Source organism: Glutamicibacter creatinolyticus (assembly GCF_006094275.1).
Classification (GTDB): Bacteria; Actinomycetota; Actinomycetes; order Actinomycetales; family Micrococcaceae; genus Glutamicibacter; species Glutamicibacter creatinolyticus.
The window spans coordinates 1,814,925-1,830,471 of record NZ_CP034412.1 but is presented as its reverse complement, the minus strand read 5'-3'; the positions used below and the strand labels follow the sequence as shown (position 1 = coordinate 1,830,471).

Below are 15,547 nucleotides of genomic sequence, written 5' to 3'. Positions count from 1 at the left end.
ACTCATTTTCAATCCTGCCCCGGGTCTTGCGGCCAGCCCCCACCCAGACGATATGCTGAAGGTACCAAGGGAAGAACAATGGCGTTCTCCCTGGCTTTTCCCCGACCGCGGTACGCCGCGTGGTCTTACGAACGGGTCTCCCGAGGCTCCCTGTCAATAGCTGGCCCGCCCGTGGAACAAGCCGCGCGCCGAGCGGAAACCGCCTCAGCCGGCGCGCGCGAGCAGTGGCTCGAGCTGCCCCGCCAATGCCAGCAGATCAGCATCCTGGTGGGCGTTACCCTGCACCGTCATCCCCACCGGCAGTCCGTGCGAGCCCCGGCCGGCGGGCAGGGTCACCGACGGCACGCCCAGTATCGTGCCCGGCCCGACATTCCGGGTCATCAGTGGGAACAGGGCAGTCGGCTGGCCGCAGTGGTCCACCACGTGGTCCTCGCCCACCCGCTGGGGAAGCGTAGGCATGGTGGGAAAGAACAGGGCGTCGAGACGTTGGTGCTCCATGAGACGGGCATACCGCTCTCGCGCCGCTGCCATGGCGAGCCTGGCCTGCAGATAGGAGCGTTGGTCCACCGGCTCGCTGGTATAGCTGTCCAGAATGCCGCGAACGTCGGGGGAGGCCGCCCGGTGAACCACCTCGGTCCACGCCCGGGTTGGGCTCAGGTCCTCGGCCGCCGCCAGGTAGGCGCTAAGCAGCCGCGGGGCCTCCCACCCCACCAGGTCCCACTGGGCCCGGTCGGTCAGGGCAATGATCGGGGACAGGTCCACATCAACGAACTGCACGTGGGGTTCCAGGGACTTTAGCGCCAGGCGCAGCACCCGGGCCGCGTCGGGATCGAGGTCCCGGTGGAAAGCGGCGGGCAGTCCCAGGCGCGCACGCGCGACCGGGGCAGGTGTCGGCGGGGTGTTGCTGATCCAGTTGTCCAGCAGGCCCGCCTCGGCCACGGTGGGGGTGTGCACGCCAATGGTGTCGCGGGAGGTGGACAGCCCGATGATCCCGTCAATGCGCCAACGTCCGGTGCTGGGACGAAACCCGACCACCCCGCAGGAGGAGGCCGGGATGGAAATTGAGCCGCCGGTGTCCGTACCCAGGGAAATGCGCACGGTCCCGGCGGCCACGGCCGCGGCGCTGCCGCCACTGGATCCGCCCGCGGTGCGCTGCCGATCATAAGGGTTGCGCACCGGCCCGTAGACGGCGTTGTTGCTGGTGATCCCGAACGCCAGCTCATGCATGTTCGTCAGGCCGTGCACCCGACCGCCATGCTGGCGCAGGATGGAAACCACCAGTGCATCGGCCGGAGCCCGGTACCCGCCATAGACGGGACTGGCCGCGTTCGTCGGAAGGCCCTGCACCTGGATATTGGCCTTGACGGCAAAGTTAAACTCGCCCTCACCCGCGATGGGGGCATTGTCGTGCGGTGGACCGGCGTCGGTGTCCGGCAGATCCTCCAGATGCGTCCAGATCCCGTCCTGCCCGTGATGGTCCGTCATTGACTTTCCTGGTCCCTTCGAACAATGCGCGGCGCGGTGCTCCCATCCGTGCCGATTACCCCGAGCCTAGGGCAGAAGCCGCTCACCGGCCAGCGTTCAGGGCAGCAGGGCCGTGTTGGCCGAGGATGTGCCGAAGCACGCGGTCAGGGTGGCATGACGTGGTGGACAAATCCGGGTAAAGTGGAAGACGTACGACGTTGATCCGGCCATCACCGGGGAGTCCTTGGAAGAACAGCCCGGTTCCGGGCCTAGTAGAACCGAGCGGGACCAGCCCGTGACAGCTGAAGACAAGCGGTTTGTCCGCCGGCCCCCACGCGGTGCCGGATGGGGGAACAAGCGGGGTGGTACCGCGGCCACAGGTCGTCCTCGCAGTGGATGTTTCCGAACCTACGCTTGTAAGGATGGCCGCCTACGATGAGCTTCTACCCGAAGGTCACTACCGATCCCTCCGGTTCCACCCCGGCATCTCCGCGCTTCCCCGAGATCGAAAAACGAGTCCTCGAGTACTGGAAGCAGGACAACACCTTCCAGGCTTCCATTGACCAGCGCGAAGACAACGAATTCGTCTTCTACGACGGCCCGCCGTTCGCCAACGGCCTGCCGCACTACGGCCACCTGCTCACCGGCTACGTCAAGGACCTGGTCGCCCGCTACCAGACCCAGCGCGGACACCGTGTGGAACGCCGTTTCGGCTGGGACACCCACGGGCTGCCGGCCGAGCTGGAGGCCATGAAGCAGCTGGGGATGGCCGATAAGAAGCACATCCTGGAGATGGGCATCGACAAGTTCAACGACGCCTGCCGCAGCTCGGTGATGAAGTACGCCGACGAGTGGGAGGAGTACGTCACCCGCCAGGCGCGCTGGGTCGACTTTGAAAACGACTACAAGACCCTGAACGTCGAATACATGGAATCGGTGATCTGGGCGTTCAAGCAGCTCTCCGACAAGGGGCTGACCTACCAGGGCTTCCGCGTGCTGCCGTACTGCTGGAAGGACGAGACCCCACTGTCCAACCACGAACTGCGCATGGACGACGACGTCTACAAGAACGTCCAGGACCAGACCGTGACCGTCACCTTCCCAATCCTGGAGGGCGAGCTGCCGGTCTCCCGCCACCTGGTCGGCGTGCAGGCCCTGGCCTGGACCACCACCCCCTGGACCCTGCCCACCAACGAGGCGCTGGCCGTGCACCCGGACGTGGAATACGTGGTCGTGCCCGCCGGGGAAGCCGGTGTGAAGGCCTCGGCCGCCAGCGGCAGCTTCCTGCTGGCCCGCGACCTGCTCGGCTCCTACGCCAAGGACCTGGGCTACGCCGACGCCAAGCAGGCCGCAGCCGCCATCACCGCCAGTTACCAGGGCCGCGAACTGGCCGGGCTGCGCTACGAACCGCTGTGGGACACCTACACCGACACCGAGAAGTACGGCACCGAAAACGCCTGGCAGATCGTCACCGCCGACTACGTGACCACCTCGGACGGCACCGGGCTGGTGCACCAGGCCCCGGCCTACGGTGAAGATGACCAAAAGGTCTGCGAGGAAAACGGGATCCCGGTGATCCTCTCGGTCGATGAGGGCGCCAAGTTCCTGCCGGTGTTCGCCGGCGGGCCGCTGAACGACATCGTCGGGGTGCAGGTCTTTGACGCGAACAAGACCATCACCAATGTCCTCAAGGACGACGCCCGACTGGTCAAGCAGGCCTCCTACGAGCACTCCTACCCGCACTGCTGGCGCTGCCGCCACCCGCTGATCTACCGTGCGATCTCCTCCTGGTATGTGGAGGTCACCCAGATCAAGGACCGGATGCTGGAGCTGAACGAGCAGATCAACTGGATCCCGGAGAACGTCAAGCACGGCCAGTTCGGCAAGTGGCTGGAAAACGCTCGCGACTGGTCGATCTCCCGCAACCGTTTCTGGGGATCCCCGATCCCGGTGTGGGAATGCGACGGGGTGGAGTGCACGCACCGCGAGGTGTTCGGCTCCCTGCAGGAGCTGAAGGACTTCTTCGGCCGGCTGCCGGTGAACCATGAGGGCGAGCCGGACCTGCACCGCCCCTTCATCGACGAGCTGACCAAGGCCCACGCGGGCTGCGCGGCCGGGGGCACGCTGCGCCGCGTCGAGGACGTGCTGGATGTCTGGTTCGACTCCGGTTCAATGCCCTACGCCCAGGTGCACTACCCGTTTGAGAACCGTGAATGGTTCGACACCGGCCACCACCCGGCGGACTTCATCGTGGAGTACATCGGGCAGACCCGCGGCTGGTTCTACACCCTGCACATCCTGTCCACCGCCCTGTTCGACCGCCCGGCGTTCACCAACGTGATCTCCCACGGCATTGTGCTCGGCTCCGACGGGCAGAAGATGAGCAAGTCGCTGCGCAACTACCCGGATGTCACCGAAGTGCTGGACCGCGACGGCTCGGATGCGATGCGCTGGTTCCTGATGGCCAGCCCGATCCTGCGCGGCGGCAACCTGGTGGTCACCGAGCAGGGCATCCGCGAAGGGGTGCGCCAGGTGCTGCTGCCGCTGTGGAACGTGTGGCACTTCTTCAACCTGTACACCAACGCCGCGAACAACGGCGCCGGGTACGAGGCGAAGATCTCCCACGATTCACCGGACCCGCTGGACCAGTACATGATCGCCGCCACCGGCCAGCTGGTGCGCGAGGTGACCACCGCGTTGGATGAGTACGAGGTCTCCGACGCCACCGACGCCGTGCGCCAGTACATGGACACCCTGACCAACTGGTATGTGCGCCGCTCCCGCCAGCGCTTCTTCGACGAGGACACCCACGCCTTTGACACGCTGTACACGGCGCTGGAGACCCTGGTGAAGGTCGCCGCCCCGCTGCTGCCGCTGGCCTGCGAGGAAATCTACCGCGGGCTGACCGGGCAGCGTTCGGTGCACCTGACCGACTGGCCGGACGCCGAGCAGTTCCCGGCCGATGCCGGGCTGCTGGAAACCATGGACACCACCCGCAAGATCTGCTCGGTCGGCTCCTCGCTGCGCAAGGCCAAGAACCTGCGTGTGCGCCTGCCGCTGGCCGAACTGAAGGTGGTGCTCAGTGACGCCGCCCGCCTGGAAGGCACCTACGCCTCGATCATCAAGGATGAGCTGAACCTGAAGCAGGTCACCCTGATCGACGCGGCCGGGGTGGACGCGGCCAGCTACGGGATCAGCCAACAGCTGGTGGTCAACGCGCGCGCCGCCGGCCCGCGCCTGGGCAAGAACGTGCAGCAGGCCATCAAGGGCGCCAAGTCCGGTGACTGGTCCGTGGCCGACGGTGTGGTCACCGCCGGCGGGCTGGAACTGGTGGAGGGTGAGTACACCCTGGACACCGTGGTGAACGCGGAGGCGGACATCGCCGCAGCGGTCATCGATGGCGGCTTCCTGGTGCTGGACACCGAGGTCACCGAGGAGCTGGCCGCCGAGGGCATCGCCCGCGACATGGTCCGCAGCATCCAGGCCGCCCGCAAGGACGCGGATCTGCAGGTCTCGGACCGGATCCGCACCACCATCAGCGCGAACGAAACCGTGATTGCGGCCCTGGAGGCGAACCGGGAACTGATCAGCGGCGAGACGCTGACCGTTGACCTGGTCCTGCAGGCCAACGGTGCCGCCAAGGAACCCCAGGTGAAGGTCGAGGTCAGCGCGTGAGCGAACTGGAACGGGTGTACGCCGAACTGCTGGCGCGCGCCCCGGAGAACAAGATTGAGCCGCGCATGGCCCCGATGTTCCGGGCCATGGAGGTGCTGGGCGAGCCGAACAAGGCCTGCCCGGTCATCCACATCACCGGCACCAACGGCAAGACCTCCACGGCGCGGATGATCGAGTCGCTGCTGCGCGCGCATGACCTGCGCACCGGGCGCTACTCCTCCCCGCACCTGGTCTCGGTCACCGAGCGGATCAGCATCGACGGGGAACCGGTCGATGATGAGACCTTCGTGCGGATCTGGGACGAGATTGCCCCCTACCTGGACCTGGTGGACTCGGAGCTGCAGGCCAACGGGGAAAACCGGCTGACCTACTTTGAGGCCGTGACGATCCTGGGATTTGCGATCTTCGCCGACGCCCCGGTGGACGTGCTGGTGCTGGAGGTAGGCCTGGGCGGCATCACCGATGCCACCAATGTCGCCGACGGCGACGTCTCGGTGATCACCCCGATCTCCCTGGACCACACCGACCTGCTGGGCGACACCACCGAGCTGATCGCCGAGGAGAAGGTGGGGATCCTCAAGCCCGGCGGCTACCTGGTCACCGCGGTGCAGCCGGTCGACGCGGCCGATGTGCTGCTGCGCCAGGCCCGGGAGCTTGAGGTGCCGTTCGCCTTTGAGACCCTGGACTTCAAGCTGCTGGAGCGCAAGGTCGCCGTGGGCGGTCAGATGCTGGACATCCAGGGCCAGGCCGCGCGCTACGACGAGCTGTTTCTCCCACTTTACGGTGCCCACCAGGCGCAGAACGCCACCGTCGCGCTGGCCGCGGTGGAGGCCTTCCTGGGTGGGGGAGCCAAGGAGCTGAACGTGGAACTCATCCGCCAGGGCTTCGCCGAGGTGACCAGCCCCGGACGCCTGGAGATCGTGCGCACCGCGCCGACCGTGCTGGTGGACGCCGGGCACAACCCGGACGGGGTCCAGGCAGCGGCCACCGCGGTGAAGGAATCCTTCGGGTTCAGCCGCCTGGTGCTGATGGTCGGGATCCTGCAGGAGAAGGACGCCGCCGGGATGCTCTACCAGATGCGCGAGGAATACGGGGAACTGGTTGAGGATCTGTGCCTGACCCAGTCCTCCTCCCCGCGGGCCATCCCCGCCGGGGAACTGGCGAACCTGGCCCTGGAGGCCGGCTGGCCCGAAGAGGACCTGCACGTGACCGAGGACCTGGAAGACGCCATCGAATGGTGCGTGGGCCGGGCCGAGGCCGGCAACGACCTGGCCGGCGGCGTGCTGGTCACCGGGTCGATTACGCTGGTTGGCGAGATTTCACTGTTGTTGAAGGGACGTGAGTAGCACTCATGGCACGTCTGACCAAGGCCCAGCGCGAATGGCGCCCGGGCATGCGCAAGAAGCCGCGCTCGCTGAAAATCATGTTGGCCTCCTCGGTGCTGTCCCTGGAGGCGTTCGTGGCGCTGTTCTTCACCCTGGCCACCCTGGGGCTGAAGCGCTCTGAGGTTGCCCCGGGGCTCATCTTGGGCGGGGGAGCGGTGATGATCGCGCTGTGCATCATCACCTGCGCCTTCCTGCGCAAGCCGTTTGGAATCGTCATGGGCTGGATCATCCAGCTGATGTTCATCCTGTGCGGTTTCGTGCTGGCCGACATGTTCTACATCGGCGCCGCGTTCGCCGCCTGCTGGTGGTATGCCCTGTACAAGGGTGGGCAGATGGACGTGGAGAACAAGCGCCGGGAAGCCGAGCAGGCCGAATGGGAACGCAACAACCCACCGGTAGAATCCTAGATAAGTATCAATTTCGTCGAAGACAAGAGGTATTTACATGTCTGACCGCACCCTGATCCTGGTCAAGCCCGATGGCGTCAAGCGTGGGCTGACCGGACAGATCCTGGCCCGCATCGAAGCCAAGGGCTACACCATCGCCAAGCTGCAGCAGCTGCAGGCCACCCGCGAGATGCTGGCCGCGCACTACGCCGAGCACGAGGGCAAGCCGTTCTACGAGCCGCTGGTGGAGTTCATGCTCTCCGGGCCGGTCGTGGCGATCGTGGCCGAGGGCCACGGTGTGATCCCGGGCTTCCGTTCGCTGGCCGGCGCCACCGACCCGACCACCGCCGCCCCGGGCACCATCCGCGGCGACTTCGGCCGCGACTGGGGCGTGAAGGTGCAGCAGAACCTGGTGCACGGCTCGGACTCGCCCGAATCCGCCGAGCGTGAGATCAGCATCTGGTTCGGCAACTAGCCGTCACGGACTAACTCGGCGAAGCTCCGCCGTCGATGACGCCCGGGTGCTGCCTCCCATTGGAGGCAGCACCCGGGCGTTTTGCGTTCCCGCGCCGCTCACGCCGGCAAGGGCCCGTCCCGGATACAAACAAGCCCCAGGAGCCCACGGCGCATGCCGCAGCCCCTGGGGCTTGATTCGGGTGGTTCGTGCTCTAGAGCCAGCCGCCGAGCGTGTCGTTGGTGCGGCCCGCGTTCTGCAGGTAGCCGCTCGCGGGTTCATCCAGCCAGCCGCTGTCCGTGCTTCCGCCCTTGGCCGCCGCTGAGGCGGCAAACCCGTTCTCGGTCAGCAGCTGACCGCCGCCGCCTTCACCCGCGGAATGGACGGCGCGTGAATCACGGGCCGCGGCGGTAAGGGTTCTGGGATTTTCTGGCCCTTCTGAGGAACTGACGTTCAGCATGAGGCTACCTTCCTGCCTTCGCATCCAACTTTCGAAGGCACATGAGTTTCGCTGTGACCCGGTTCTTGTCCTGGCTGCCCGCGGGTGCCGGCGGCGAAAGCGCGAGAAGCCGAGGACGGAGTCACAATTTTAACTTAATTCACATTAAACACACTTGAGGTTCACCCGGTCAACGACGTTGCCCTTGATGACGCTTTGCGGTGTTGCGACCTACTGCTCCGTGTCTGGACGTTGGGCCTTGTCGGAGTGTTCTTCCGAGTTGGCGATGATCTCATCTGCCATCTCGTCCACGTCCTGCTTGACCTCGTCGACCTTCTCCTTCTTCTTCAGCTTTTCCAAAGCCTTGTCCTCGGCACGGATCTCGGCCTCGATCTTGATCTGCGCCTTGGCGGCGGCGACCGCGTCCATGTTCTCGCGCTCGGTCCACACCTTGATGATTCCCCAGGCCACGGCGGAGAGCGGCACGGCCAGCACGGCGCCGACGATTCCGCCCAGCACGGTGCCGGCGGTCAGGGCCATCAAGATCACCAGGGCATGCAGGTTCAGCGCCTGGGCCATGACCACCGGCTGTAGGAAGTTGCCCTCTAGCTGGTTCACGATGATCACCGCGGCAAGCACCACCAGGGCAACCAGCGGGCCGCTGGTGACCAGGCCGACCAGGGTGGCCAGGATGCCGGCCACGGTTGCGCCGACCATGGGGATGAACGCGCCGAGGAAGACCACCACGCCCAGCGGCAGGGCCAGCGGCACCTGCAGCACCAGCAGGGTGGCGGTCACGCCGATGGCATCCACGGCTGCGATGATCGCGGTGCCGCGGATGTAGCCGCCGAAGGTGTGCAGCGCCCGATCACCGGAGGTGATCCACTTGTGGCGGTAGTGCTTCGGGGTCCAGGAAATGAAGAACGCCCAGATCCGGTCCCCGTCCTTGAGGAAGAAGAACAGGATGACCATCAGCAGGATGCTGCCGGTGACAAAGCTGCCGGCGGCAGTGATGGTGTTCAGGGCTCCGGCGCCGAACTGGGAGCTGGTGATGAACGAGGTGACGGTGTCCACCGCCTCATCGATCTGGCCTTGGTCCACCGTGAACGGCATGTCCCCGATGAACTGTTGCACCAGGTCGTTGAGCTGGTTAAAGCCCTCCGCGGCCTGGTTGACCAGGGTGTTCCATTCGCGCATGACCGAGAAGACCAGGCCGGTGCCGATCCCGCCAAGAACCAGCAGCGACCCGAGGAAGACGACCCAGGCGGACAGCATCGGGGACAGGTGCTTGCGCAGCTTGGTGACCAGCGGCCACAGGGCGCAGGAGAGGATCAGCGCGATCAGCGTCGGGATCACGATCATGGTCAGGCGCAGCATGCCAATGATGACGAAGCCGGCGACCAGTCCCACAATCAGGATCTGCAGGCAGCGGATCCCCAACCGGCCGAGCATGTCGGTCCACAATCCCTGAACCGTGAACTCCGGCCGCTCACGAACCGGTGCTTCTGCCGCGACCACCACTTGCTGTGTCGGTGGCCTGTTTTTTGAGGATGCAGCCTTGCGGAAGAACGCCATTCTTGCTCCTACGTCAGGGGGATTGATCAATTAAACAATAGGCTAGCGGTCGCCGAAGCGCGGGAGACACGTCCAAAAGGATGAGTTAATTCAACTGTCCGTCACTGCTTGGTTCCCGCCCTCAGCGGGTTGCTGCCAGCCCCGCGGCGGGGGAGGCGGGGTACTCGCTGGCCAGCAGGCCCATCAGGATCCGGTCGTGGAACCGGCCATCATGAAAAACGGCGGCCCGTTGGCGGCCCTCGGGGCGAAAACCCAGCCTGGTGTAGGTGCGTTGGGCGCGCTGGTTGTACTCGTACACCCCCAGGTGGATGCGGTTCAGCCCCAGCTGGTGGAAGCCATGGCGCAGCATCAGTGCGGTGGCCTGCGCCCCCAGGCCCTGTCCCCGGAAATCCGGGCCGAGGATGATCGCGAACTCGGCCGCCCGGGCCGGGGTGTTCCCGCCGTAGAGCGTCGCGTGCCCGATCAGCGGCCCGCCGACCAGCTCAATGCTGAAACCGGCTTCGCGGGAAGTCGGCCGGTTCTGGCTCCAGACCTGCCAAACCCGGTAAAGGCCCTTCATCGGCTGGGGCAGCACCAGGTTCGTCTGGTGCACCATGGTTGCCGGGTCATTCCACCAGCACGACAACGGCTGCAGGTCCTCCGCACGCAGTTCGCGCAGACGAACCCGGTCAGGCCTCGCGCCGGTTGCCGCGGCGCCGAAGTCTGCGGCGGGTCTAGCCAAAGTACTCGTCGGCCAGCTGACTGAGCAGGATCTTGTCGTGGAATTCGCCGTTGTGGAACCCGGCCTGCCGGGCCCGGCCCTCCTCACGGAAACCCGCCTTGGTGAAGGTGCGCAGCGCCCGCTCGTTGTACTCCCAGATGCCCAACCCGATGCGGTTCAGGCCCATTTCACGGAACCCGAAATCCACGATCATCTTGGTCGCCTCGGTGCCGTAGCCCTGGCCCACGTAGGAGCCGCCGATCATCATCATCAGCTCGGCCGAGCGGGCCGAGGCATGGTAGTTGTACAGCGCCGTGTGCCCCACCAGCGTGTCGTCGGGCAGGGTGATGCACAAGCCGATGCCGTCCTTCGTGCCCCGGTTCTGACTCCAGTCCCGGAAGATCTCCGCGGCCTCGGTGCGCGGGTGGGGCAAGACAATGTTGCCCTGCAGCGCCATGAATTCCGGGCTGTTCCACCAGCCGGCAAGGACTGGCAGGTCTTCTTCCTGAAGCTCGCGCAGCCTGATGGTGTCGGAGACCAACAGGTTGATGCCGTAGTCCTGGGCTGTTTCCGTATTCCAATTGTCATGGGCCATGACTCAAACTTAGTCGGTTTTTCTCCCGGTGTGCCAGATGGGTCACTTTTGCCATGGTTTAAGCTGGGTGGCCCACCGCCAGGAGCAGGCGGAATTGCGGTGCAGCGGCCGGGCGCGGTGCGGGCGACACGCCCGGGGAGCCCTGCGCTAGAGCTCCCGGGCCGCCTGGGCATGGGCCCGCGTCCGGCAGATGAGTCCATCCACCGTCCAGGCCAGCGCGGCCCCGACCACATAGGCGAACAGGTCCAGCACCGCGAAGCTGGTGCCCAACACCAGGCGCAGGATGGGCAGCGCCTGGGCCAGCTGCAGGGGCAGGGGAGTCAGCTGCAGCAGTTCCACCGCCACGCACCAGCCCAGAGAACCCAGGAACAGGTGCAGCCGGGCCGCGCGTGGGAAGAGAAAACCGAGCAGCACATACAGCAGCGTGGCGTAGAGCAGACCCCCAGCCAGGTCGGCGGCCAGCCCCAAGGGCAGGAAGCGGGCAAAAAGGCCGATGGGGACCACCAGCAGTGCGGTGATCCCCATCCACGCCCGACGCGTCAGTACTTTGCGGCGCATCAGCAGGCTTCCGTCGTGCCCTAGCCGAAGAAGGCGTTCGGGAAGCGCAGGACCACGGTCGCGGCGACGACCAGCAGCAGGACCACGGTAATCACCCACGACCACTCGGCGAAGAACTTCTTCACGCCCGCCCCGGCCGGGATCACCCCGTGGATGACGTTGCGAGCGGTGGTGTGCACGAACAGCGGGATCACCATGGCCCAAACGACCATGCAGTACAGGCACAGCGCGCTGATGTCATACAGCGCCTGGGACCACAGCCAGATGATGAACACCATCGCCAGGGTGACGCCGATCTGGAACCCCACCCAGTACCAACGGGCAAAGCGGGCCCCGGCCAGCAAGGCCATGCCCACGGTGATCACGATCGCGAATCCCACGATGCCCAGCAGCGGGTTCGGGAAGCCCAGCAGTTCGGCCTGCCAGGACTTCATGACCGTGCCGCAGGAAATCCAGGGGTTGATGTCGCAGCTGGTGACGTAGTCCGGGTTCTTGTACAGGGCCAGCCGATCCAGCACCAGTACACCGGAGGCGATCCAGGCGATCACGCCGGTCACCACGGTAAAGATTCCAAAACCGCGATCCTTGGCCCACCGGGGCAACACGCCCGGTGTCGGGGGATTCTCTACAGCTGAATTCATGTTCTGCCTAGTCCGTTTGCTCATTGGAATGCGCGGTTTTGCGCATTGGTTGTTCCAATCCTAAAAGCACTTACTGTGTGCTCCCATAGCGAAGATCATCCGCCATGCGGCTAAATGTGAGAGAATGTTGGTGGTTGTTCGTGGATCCACAGTCTGCTTTCAACCCAACGAGAGACTTTGAACGACAGATCGTCAGGCGATGCATCGCTCCGGTTGAGTGCCCAAGAAAGTGCGCCTCCCGGGGGAATACCGCGGATCGAAGGGCCGTATAGGAAAACGGCCGGTTCTGAAGCACACCCGTTGACCGTGTCCAGTTTCCACGGTGCAATACGTTGCATCGCGAAAATCGGTGAGACGGACCTACAGAGGACTTTGATGCCCGACAGGCCAGAAACGTGGCCGACCGCATGGCATAAATGAATAGAGTTTCGGCTGCTGCGCTGTCTGTGGAAGCGCCGGCGCTGGAATGTTTTAGAGGAGTACGCGAACCTGATGAGCGCATCAAAAGAACGCAAGAGTGGTTCCGGAGGAAATAAGCGTGGCAACCGTTCGACTCGTGCCCGGCGCACGACCGTAGCCACCACCCCGGCCCGCCCGCTGCGCCAGGCAATGACCCTGGCCGAACTGAACGCGGCCGCCGGTGTGGAACCCACCGGCACCCGCATGCGGGTCACCCGCCGCACCCCGGTCTCCACCCCGGACACCGCGCGAATGAACCGCCAGACCGAACGCCGCCAGCGTGCCACCCAGGCCGACGCCGAGGCCAGCGCCAACGAGACCAGCACGGACAAGGCCAGCGCGGCCCAGGGCGGCCAGGACACCGACCGCAAGCAGGCCCCGGCAGAGTCCCACCAGCCCAAGACGTCCAAGGCGCCCCGCCAGCAGGAACCGACCGCGGCCACCGAGGCAGTTGCCGAATCCACCGGGTCGACCGAAACCACCGAAACCACCGAAACAGATGTCGCCGCTGAAGCCAGCGAAAGCGGCGCAGCGAAGGAAAACGAGGACCACACAGGCGCCCTGCTCGCGCAGCACGGCAGCACCATGATGATCAATCCCTTCGCCGTGCCCGAGGCGGCCCACACGGTCGTACGCCACGCCATCCCCAAGACCAAGCAGCAGGCCGAAGCCGAACAGCGCGGGGAGGAACACCACGACGAGGACGCCGATGAGGTCACCTCACGCCGTCGGCGTCGCCGCCGTCGCGGGGAAGTGGATCTGGAACTTGATGGCGGTTCGCAGGATGACCCGCCGAACACCGTCACCCGGGTGCGTGCCCCGCGCGCCAGCCTGGACACCCCGGTCTCCAACAAGGTCACCTCGGTGCGTGGTTCCACCCGTCTGGAAGCCAAGCGCCAGCGCCGCCGCGAATCGCGGGAAACCGGTCGTCGCCGTCAGGTGATCACCGAGGCAGAGTTCCTGGCCCGCCGCGAGTCGGTGGAACGCCAGATGATCGTGCGCCAGCGCGAGGACCGCATCCAGATCGGTGTGCTGGAGGACGGGGTGCTGGCCGAGCACTTCGTGTCCAAGACCCAGCAGGATTCCCTGATCGGCAACGTGTACCTGGGCAAGGTCCAGAACGTGCTGCCCTCCATGGAGGCCGCGTTCGTGGATATCGGGCGCGGACGCAACGCCGTGCTGTACGCCGGCGAAGTCAACTGGGACGTCGCAGCCCTGGAGGGCCAGCCGCGGCGCATCGAAAACGCGCTGAAGGCCGGCGACTCGGTGCTGGTGCAGGTGACCAAGGACCCGGTGGGCCACAAGGGTGCCCGCCTGACCAGCCAGGTCTCCCTGCCCGGACGCTACCTGGTGTACGTTCCCGGCGGTTCAATGACCGGCATCTCCCGCAAGCTGCCGGACGTGGAGCGCCAGCGGCTGAAGAAGATCCTGAAGGACCACCTGCCGGAGAACGCGGGCGTCATCGTGCGCACCGCCGCCGAGGGTGCCAGCGAGGAAGAGTTGATGAATGACATCAACCGCCTGCGTGCCCAGTGGGAGGGCATCGAGGAACAGTCCAAGTCGAACAAGACCCTCGCCCCAGAACTGCTGCACTCCGAACCGGACTTGACCATCAAGGTCGTGCGCGATGTGTTCAACGAGGACTTCACCAAGCTGATCGTCTCCGGCACCCAGGCCTGGGACACCATCGAGGCCTACGTGATGTACGTGGCCCCGGACCTGATGGGCCGCCTGGAGCAGTGGAAGAACGAAGAGGACATCTTCGCCCACTACCGAATCGACGAGCAGATCAATAAGGCGCTGGATCGCAAGGTGTTCCTGCCCTCCGGCGGTTCGCTGGTCATCGACCGCACCGAGGCGATGACCGTGGTGGACGTGAACACCGGCAAGTTCACCGGCTCGGGCGGCAACCTTGAGGAAACCGTCACCAAGAACAACCTGGAGGCGGCCGAGGAGGTCGTGCGCCAGCTGCGCCTGCGCGACATCGGCGGCATCATCGTCATCGACTTCATCGACATGGTGCTGGAGGCCAACCGGGACCTGGTCCTGCGCCGGCTGATCGAGTGCCTGGGCCGCGACCGCACCAAGCACCAGGTCGCCGAGGTCACCAGCCTGGGTCTGGTGCAGATGACCCGCAAGCGCATGGGCACCGGCCTGTTGGAAGTCTTCGGGGAGGCTTGCGAGGTCTGCGCCGGACGCGGGGTGATCACCCACGAGGAGCCGGTGGAGCACCGCAAGAGCTACAACTCGCACGGTGAATCGCACGCCAAGAAGAACCAGGAACCCAAGTCCAGCCGTTCCCGGCGCCGCCGCGGCGGCTCCAGCGGCCAGGAGGAAACCAAGCCCACCGAGCAGCGGGCCACCCAGGAAACCGAGAGCGACGAGAAGAGCGAGGCCGCACGCAGCGCCCTGGCCAGCATCGCCGCGGCCTCGCACCTGACCGAGGCCGAGGAAGCGGAAGCCCAGCAGGAATCCGGCAAGGACCAGGCTCCGGTGAGCCTGGAGCAGCTGGAAGCCGCCCTGCCGGGCCAGGATCGGGATGAGGAGACCGGCGAGCAGAAGCCGCGCAAGCAGCGTCGCCGCCCGCGTTCGCGGTCCCGCAACGGCCAGGGCGCCGAGACCGCCGAGCAGCAGCCCGGCGAGGAGGCTGCCGGTGCACCGCAGCAGGAGGCCGGGCAGGGCGATCAGCCCGCCGCCGAGCAGCAGGCCGAGCAGGCTCCGGCCCAGGCCGTGCCCGAGCGCGCCGAGTCCGGCGAGGACAAGCGCCCGGCACGCACCAAGCGCGGTTCGCGCCGTGCCGGCAGCCCCGCCGGGTCCGCCAGCGGTGCGGTCAGTGAGCAGCCGCTGCTGACCGGGCTGGCCCTGCCGGCCGACACCATTGAGGCGCCGGCCCAGGCCGCCGCGCAGTCCGCTGCCGCACAGCAGCCGGTTGTGCAGTCGTCCGCGCCGGCCGCCCCACAGAGTTCCACGAAGCCAAAGCGCCGCAGCCGCCGGGCCACCTCGGCCCAGGGGGATGCGAACGCGGAGGTTGTCGTGAGCGAAGTAGCCACTGCCCAGGGCAACCGGGTGCAGATGGATACGTCCAGTAAGCCAAGCGAAACTCCCGCCGAGCCGGCCGCCAAGCCGGTCATGCTCGGGGTCGGGGTTCCGGTACGCGAACTGAAATGATGATCCTGATCACGCAGGGCGCGCCGGGGCGGGTTTTCATTTGCCCCG

12 protein-coding genes are annotated in these 15,547 nt (G+C 66.0%); 5 read left to right on the top strand and 7 right to left on the bottom strand.

Annotation, left to right across the window (positions count from 1 at the left end):
* Positions 1 to 204 precede the first annotated feature (204 nt).
* Positions 205 to 1,485 (bottom strand): amidase family protein, encoded by a 1,281-nt coding sequence (locus GcLGCM259_RS08340; protein WP_138926326.1) that lies wholly within the window; start codon positions 1,483 to 1,485, stop codon positions 205 to 207.
* A gap of 414 nt (positions 1,486 to 1,899) precedes the next feature.
* On the opposite strand from GcLGCM259_RS08340, the gene ileS reads away from it, so the two are divergent.
* Genes ileS through ndk form a run of 4 tightly spaced genes read left to right on the top strand, consistent with a single transcriptional unit; the run spans position 1,900 to position 7,385 of the window.
* Entirely contained in the window at positions 1,900 to 5,139 is a 3,240-nt protein-coding gene (gene ileS, locus GcLGCM259_RS08335; protein WP_138926325.1) for an isoleucine--tRNA ligase, read from the top strand.
* Entirely contained in the window at positions 5,136 to 6,485 is a 1,350-nt protein-coding gene (locus GcLGCM259_RS08330; RefSeq protein WP_138926324.1) for a bifunctional folylpolyglutamate synthase/dihydrofolate synthase, read from the top strand. The genes ileS and GcLGCM259_RS08330 overlap by 4 nt, the downstream gene beginning before the upstream one ends.
* Before the next feature lie 5 nt (positions 6,486 to 6,490).
* A complete protein-coding gene (locus tag GcLGCM259_RS08325; RefSeq protein ID WP_138926323.1) occupies positions 6,491 to 6,931 on the top strand; it encodes a DUF4233 domain-containing protein in 441 nt (146 codons plus the stop codon).
* A gap of 37 nt (positions 6,932 to 6,968) precedes the next feature.
* Complete coding sequence (gene ndk / locus GcLGCM259_RS08320; RefSeq protein ID WP_138926322.1) at positions 6,969 to 7,385, top strand: nucleoside-diphosphate kinase; 417 nt, start codon at positions 6,969 to 6,971, stop codon at positions 7,383 to 7,385.
* A 193-nt stretch (positions 7,386 to 7,578) separates the two neighbouring features.
* Here ndk and GcLGCM259_RS08315 read toward each other — a convergent pair whose 3' ends face one another.
* From GcLGCM259_RS08315 to GcLGCM259_RS08290, 6 genes are all read right to left on the bottom strand, one after another.
* The gene (locus tag GcLGCM259_RS08315) at positions 7,579 to 7,824 is read right to left on the bottom strand and encodes a hypothetical protein (RefSeq protein ID WP_138926321.1); all 246 of its coding nucleotides are present in this window, start codon (positions 7,822 to 7,824) and stop codon (positions 7,579 to 7,581) included.
* Between the two features lie 210 nt (positions 7,825 to 8,034).
* Positions 8,035 to 9,255, bottom strand: a complete 1,221-nt coding sequence (locus tag GcLGCM259_RS08310) for an AI-2E family transporter (protein ID WP_246049485.1) — start codon at positions 9,253 to 9,255, stop codon at positions 8,035 to 8,037.
* Positions 9,256 to 9,499: 244 nt separating this feature from the next.
* The gene (locus GcLGCM259_RS08305; protein WP_175419366.1) at positions 9,500 to 10,099 is read right to left on the bottom strand and encodes a GNAT family N-acetyltransferase; all 600 of its coding nucleotides are present in this window, start codon (positions 10,097 to 10,099) and stop codon (positions 9,500 to 9,502) included.
* On the bottom strand, positions 10,092 to 10,673 hold the full coding sequence (locus tag GcLGCM259_RS08300; protein WP_138177666.1) for a GNAT family N-acetyltransferase: 582 nt from the start codon (positions 10,671 to 10,673) through the stop codon (positions 10,092 to 10,094). The genes GcLGCM259_RS08305 and GcLGCM259_RS08300 overlap by 8 nt, the downstream gene beginning before the upstream one ends.
* 147 nt (positions 10,674 to 10,820) lie before the next feature.
* Positions 10,821 to 11,231 carry a DUF2809 domain-containing protein gene (locus GcLGCM259_RS08295; protein ID WP_138926318.1) on the bottom strand — a complete coding sequence of 137 codons (411 nt, stop codon included), beginning with the start codon at positions 11,229 to 11,231 and terminating at the stop codon, positions 10,821 to 10,823.
* Between the two features lie 20 nt (positions 11,232 to 11,251).
* The gene (locus GcLGCM259_RS08290; protein ID WP_054821313.1) at positions 11,252 to 11,872 is read right to left on the bottom strand and encodes a vitamin K epoxide reductase family protein; all 621 of its coding nucleotides are present in this window, start codon (positions 11,870 to 11,872) and stop codon (positions 11,252 to 11,254) included.
* A 492-nt stretch (positions 11,873 to 12,364) separates the two neighbouring features.
* On the opposite strand from GcLGCM259_RS08290, the gene GcLGCM259_RS08285 reads away from it, so the two are divergent.
* Positions 12,365 to 15,499 carry an Rne/Rng family ribonuclease gene (locus GcLGCM259_RS08285; RefSeq protein WP_246049483.1) on the top strand — a complete coding sequence of 1,045 codons (3,135 nt, stop codon included), beginning with the start codon at positions 12,365 to 12,367 and terminating at the stop codon, positions 15,497 to 15,499.
* Positions 15,500 to 15,547: the final 48 nt, after the last annotated feature.

Bases quoted from the DNA above. Each gene is read 5' to 3' on its own strand.
- GcLGCM259_RS08340 (WP_138926326.1), bottom strand. From the start codon at position 1,485: ATGACGGACCATCACGGGCAGGACGGGATCTGGACGCATCTGGAGGAT.
- ileS (WP_138926325.1), top strand. From the start codon at position 1,900: ATGAGCTTCTACCCGAAGGTCACTACCGATCCCTCCGGTTCCACCCCG.
- GcLGCM259_RS08325 (WP_138926323.1), top strand. From the start codon at position 6,491: ATGGCACGTCTGACCAAGGCCCAGCGCGAATGGCGCCCGGGCATGCGC.
- ndk (WP_138926322.1), top strand. From the start codon at position 6,969: ATGTCTGACCGCACCCTGATCCTGGTCAAGCCCGATGGCGTCAAGCGT.
- GcLGCM259_RS08315 (WP_138926321.1), bottom strand. From the start codon at position 7,824: ATGCTGAACGTCAGTTCCTCAGAAGGGCCAGAAAATCCCAGAACCCTT.
- GcLGCM259_RS08310 (WP_246049485.1), bottom strand. From the start codon at position 9,255: ATGCTCGGCCGGTTGGGGATCCGCTGCCTGCAGATCCTGATTGTGGGA.
- GcLGCM259_RS08300 (WP_138177666.1), bottom strand. From the start codon at position 10,673: ATGGCCCATGACAATTGGAATACGGAAACAGCCCAGGACTACGGCATC.
- GcLGCM259_RS08295 (WP_138926318.1), bottom strand. From the start codon at position 11,231: ATGCGCCGCAAAGTACTGACGCGTCGGGCGTGGATGGGGATCACCGCA.
- GcLGCM259_RS08290 (WP_054821313.1), bottom strand. From the start codon at position 11,872: ATGAATTCAGCTGTAGAGAATCCCCCGACACCGGGCGTGTTGCCCCGG.
- GcLGCM259_RS08285 (WP_246049483.1), top strand. From the start codon at position 12,365: ATGAGCGCATCAAAAGAACGCAAGAGTGGTTCCGGAGGAAATAAGCGT.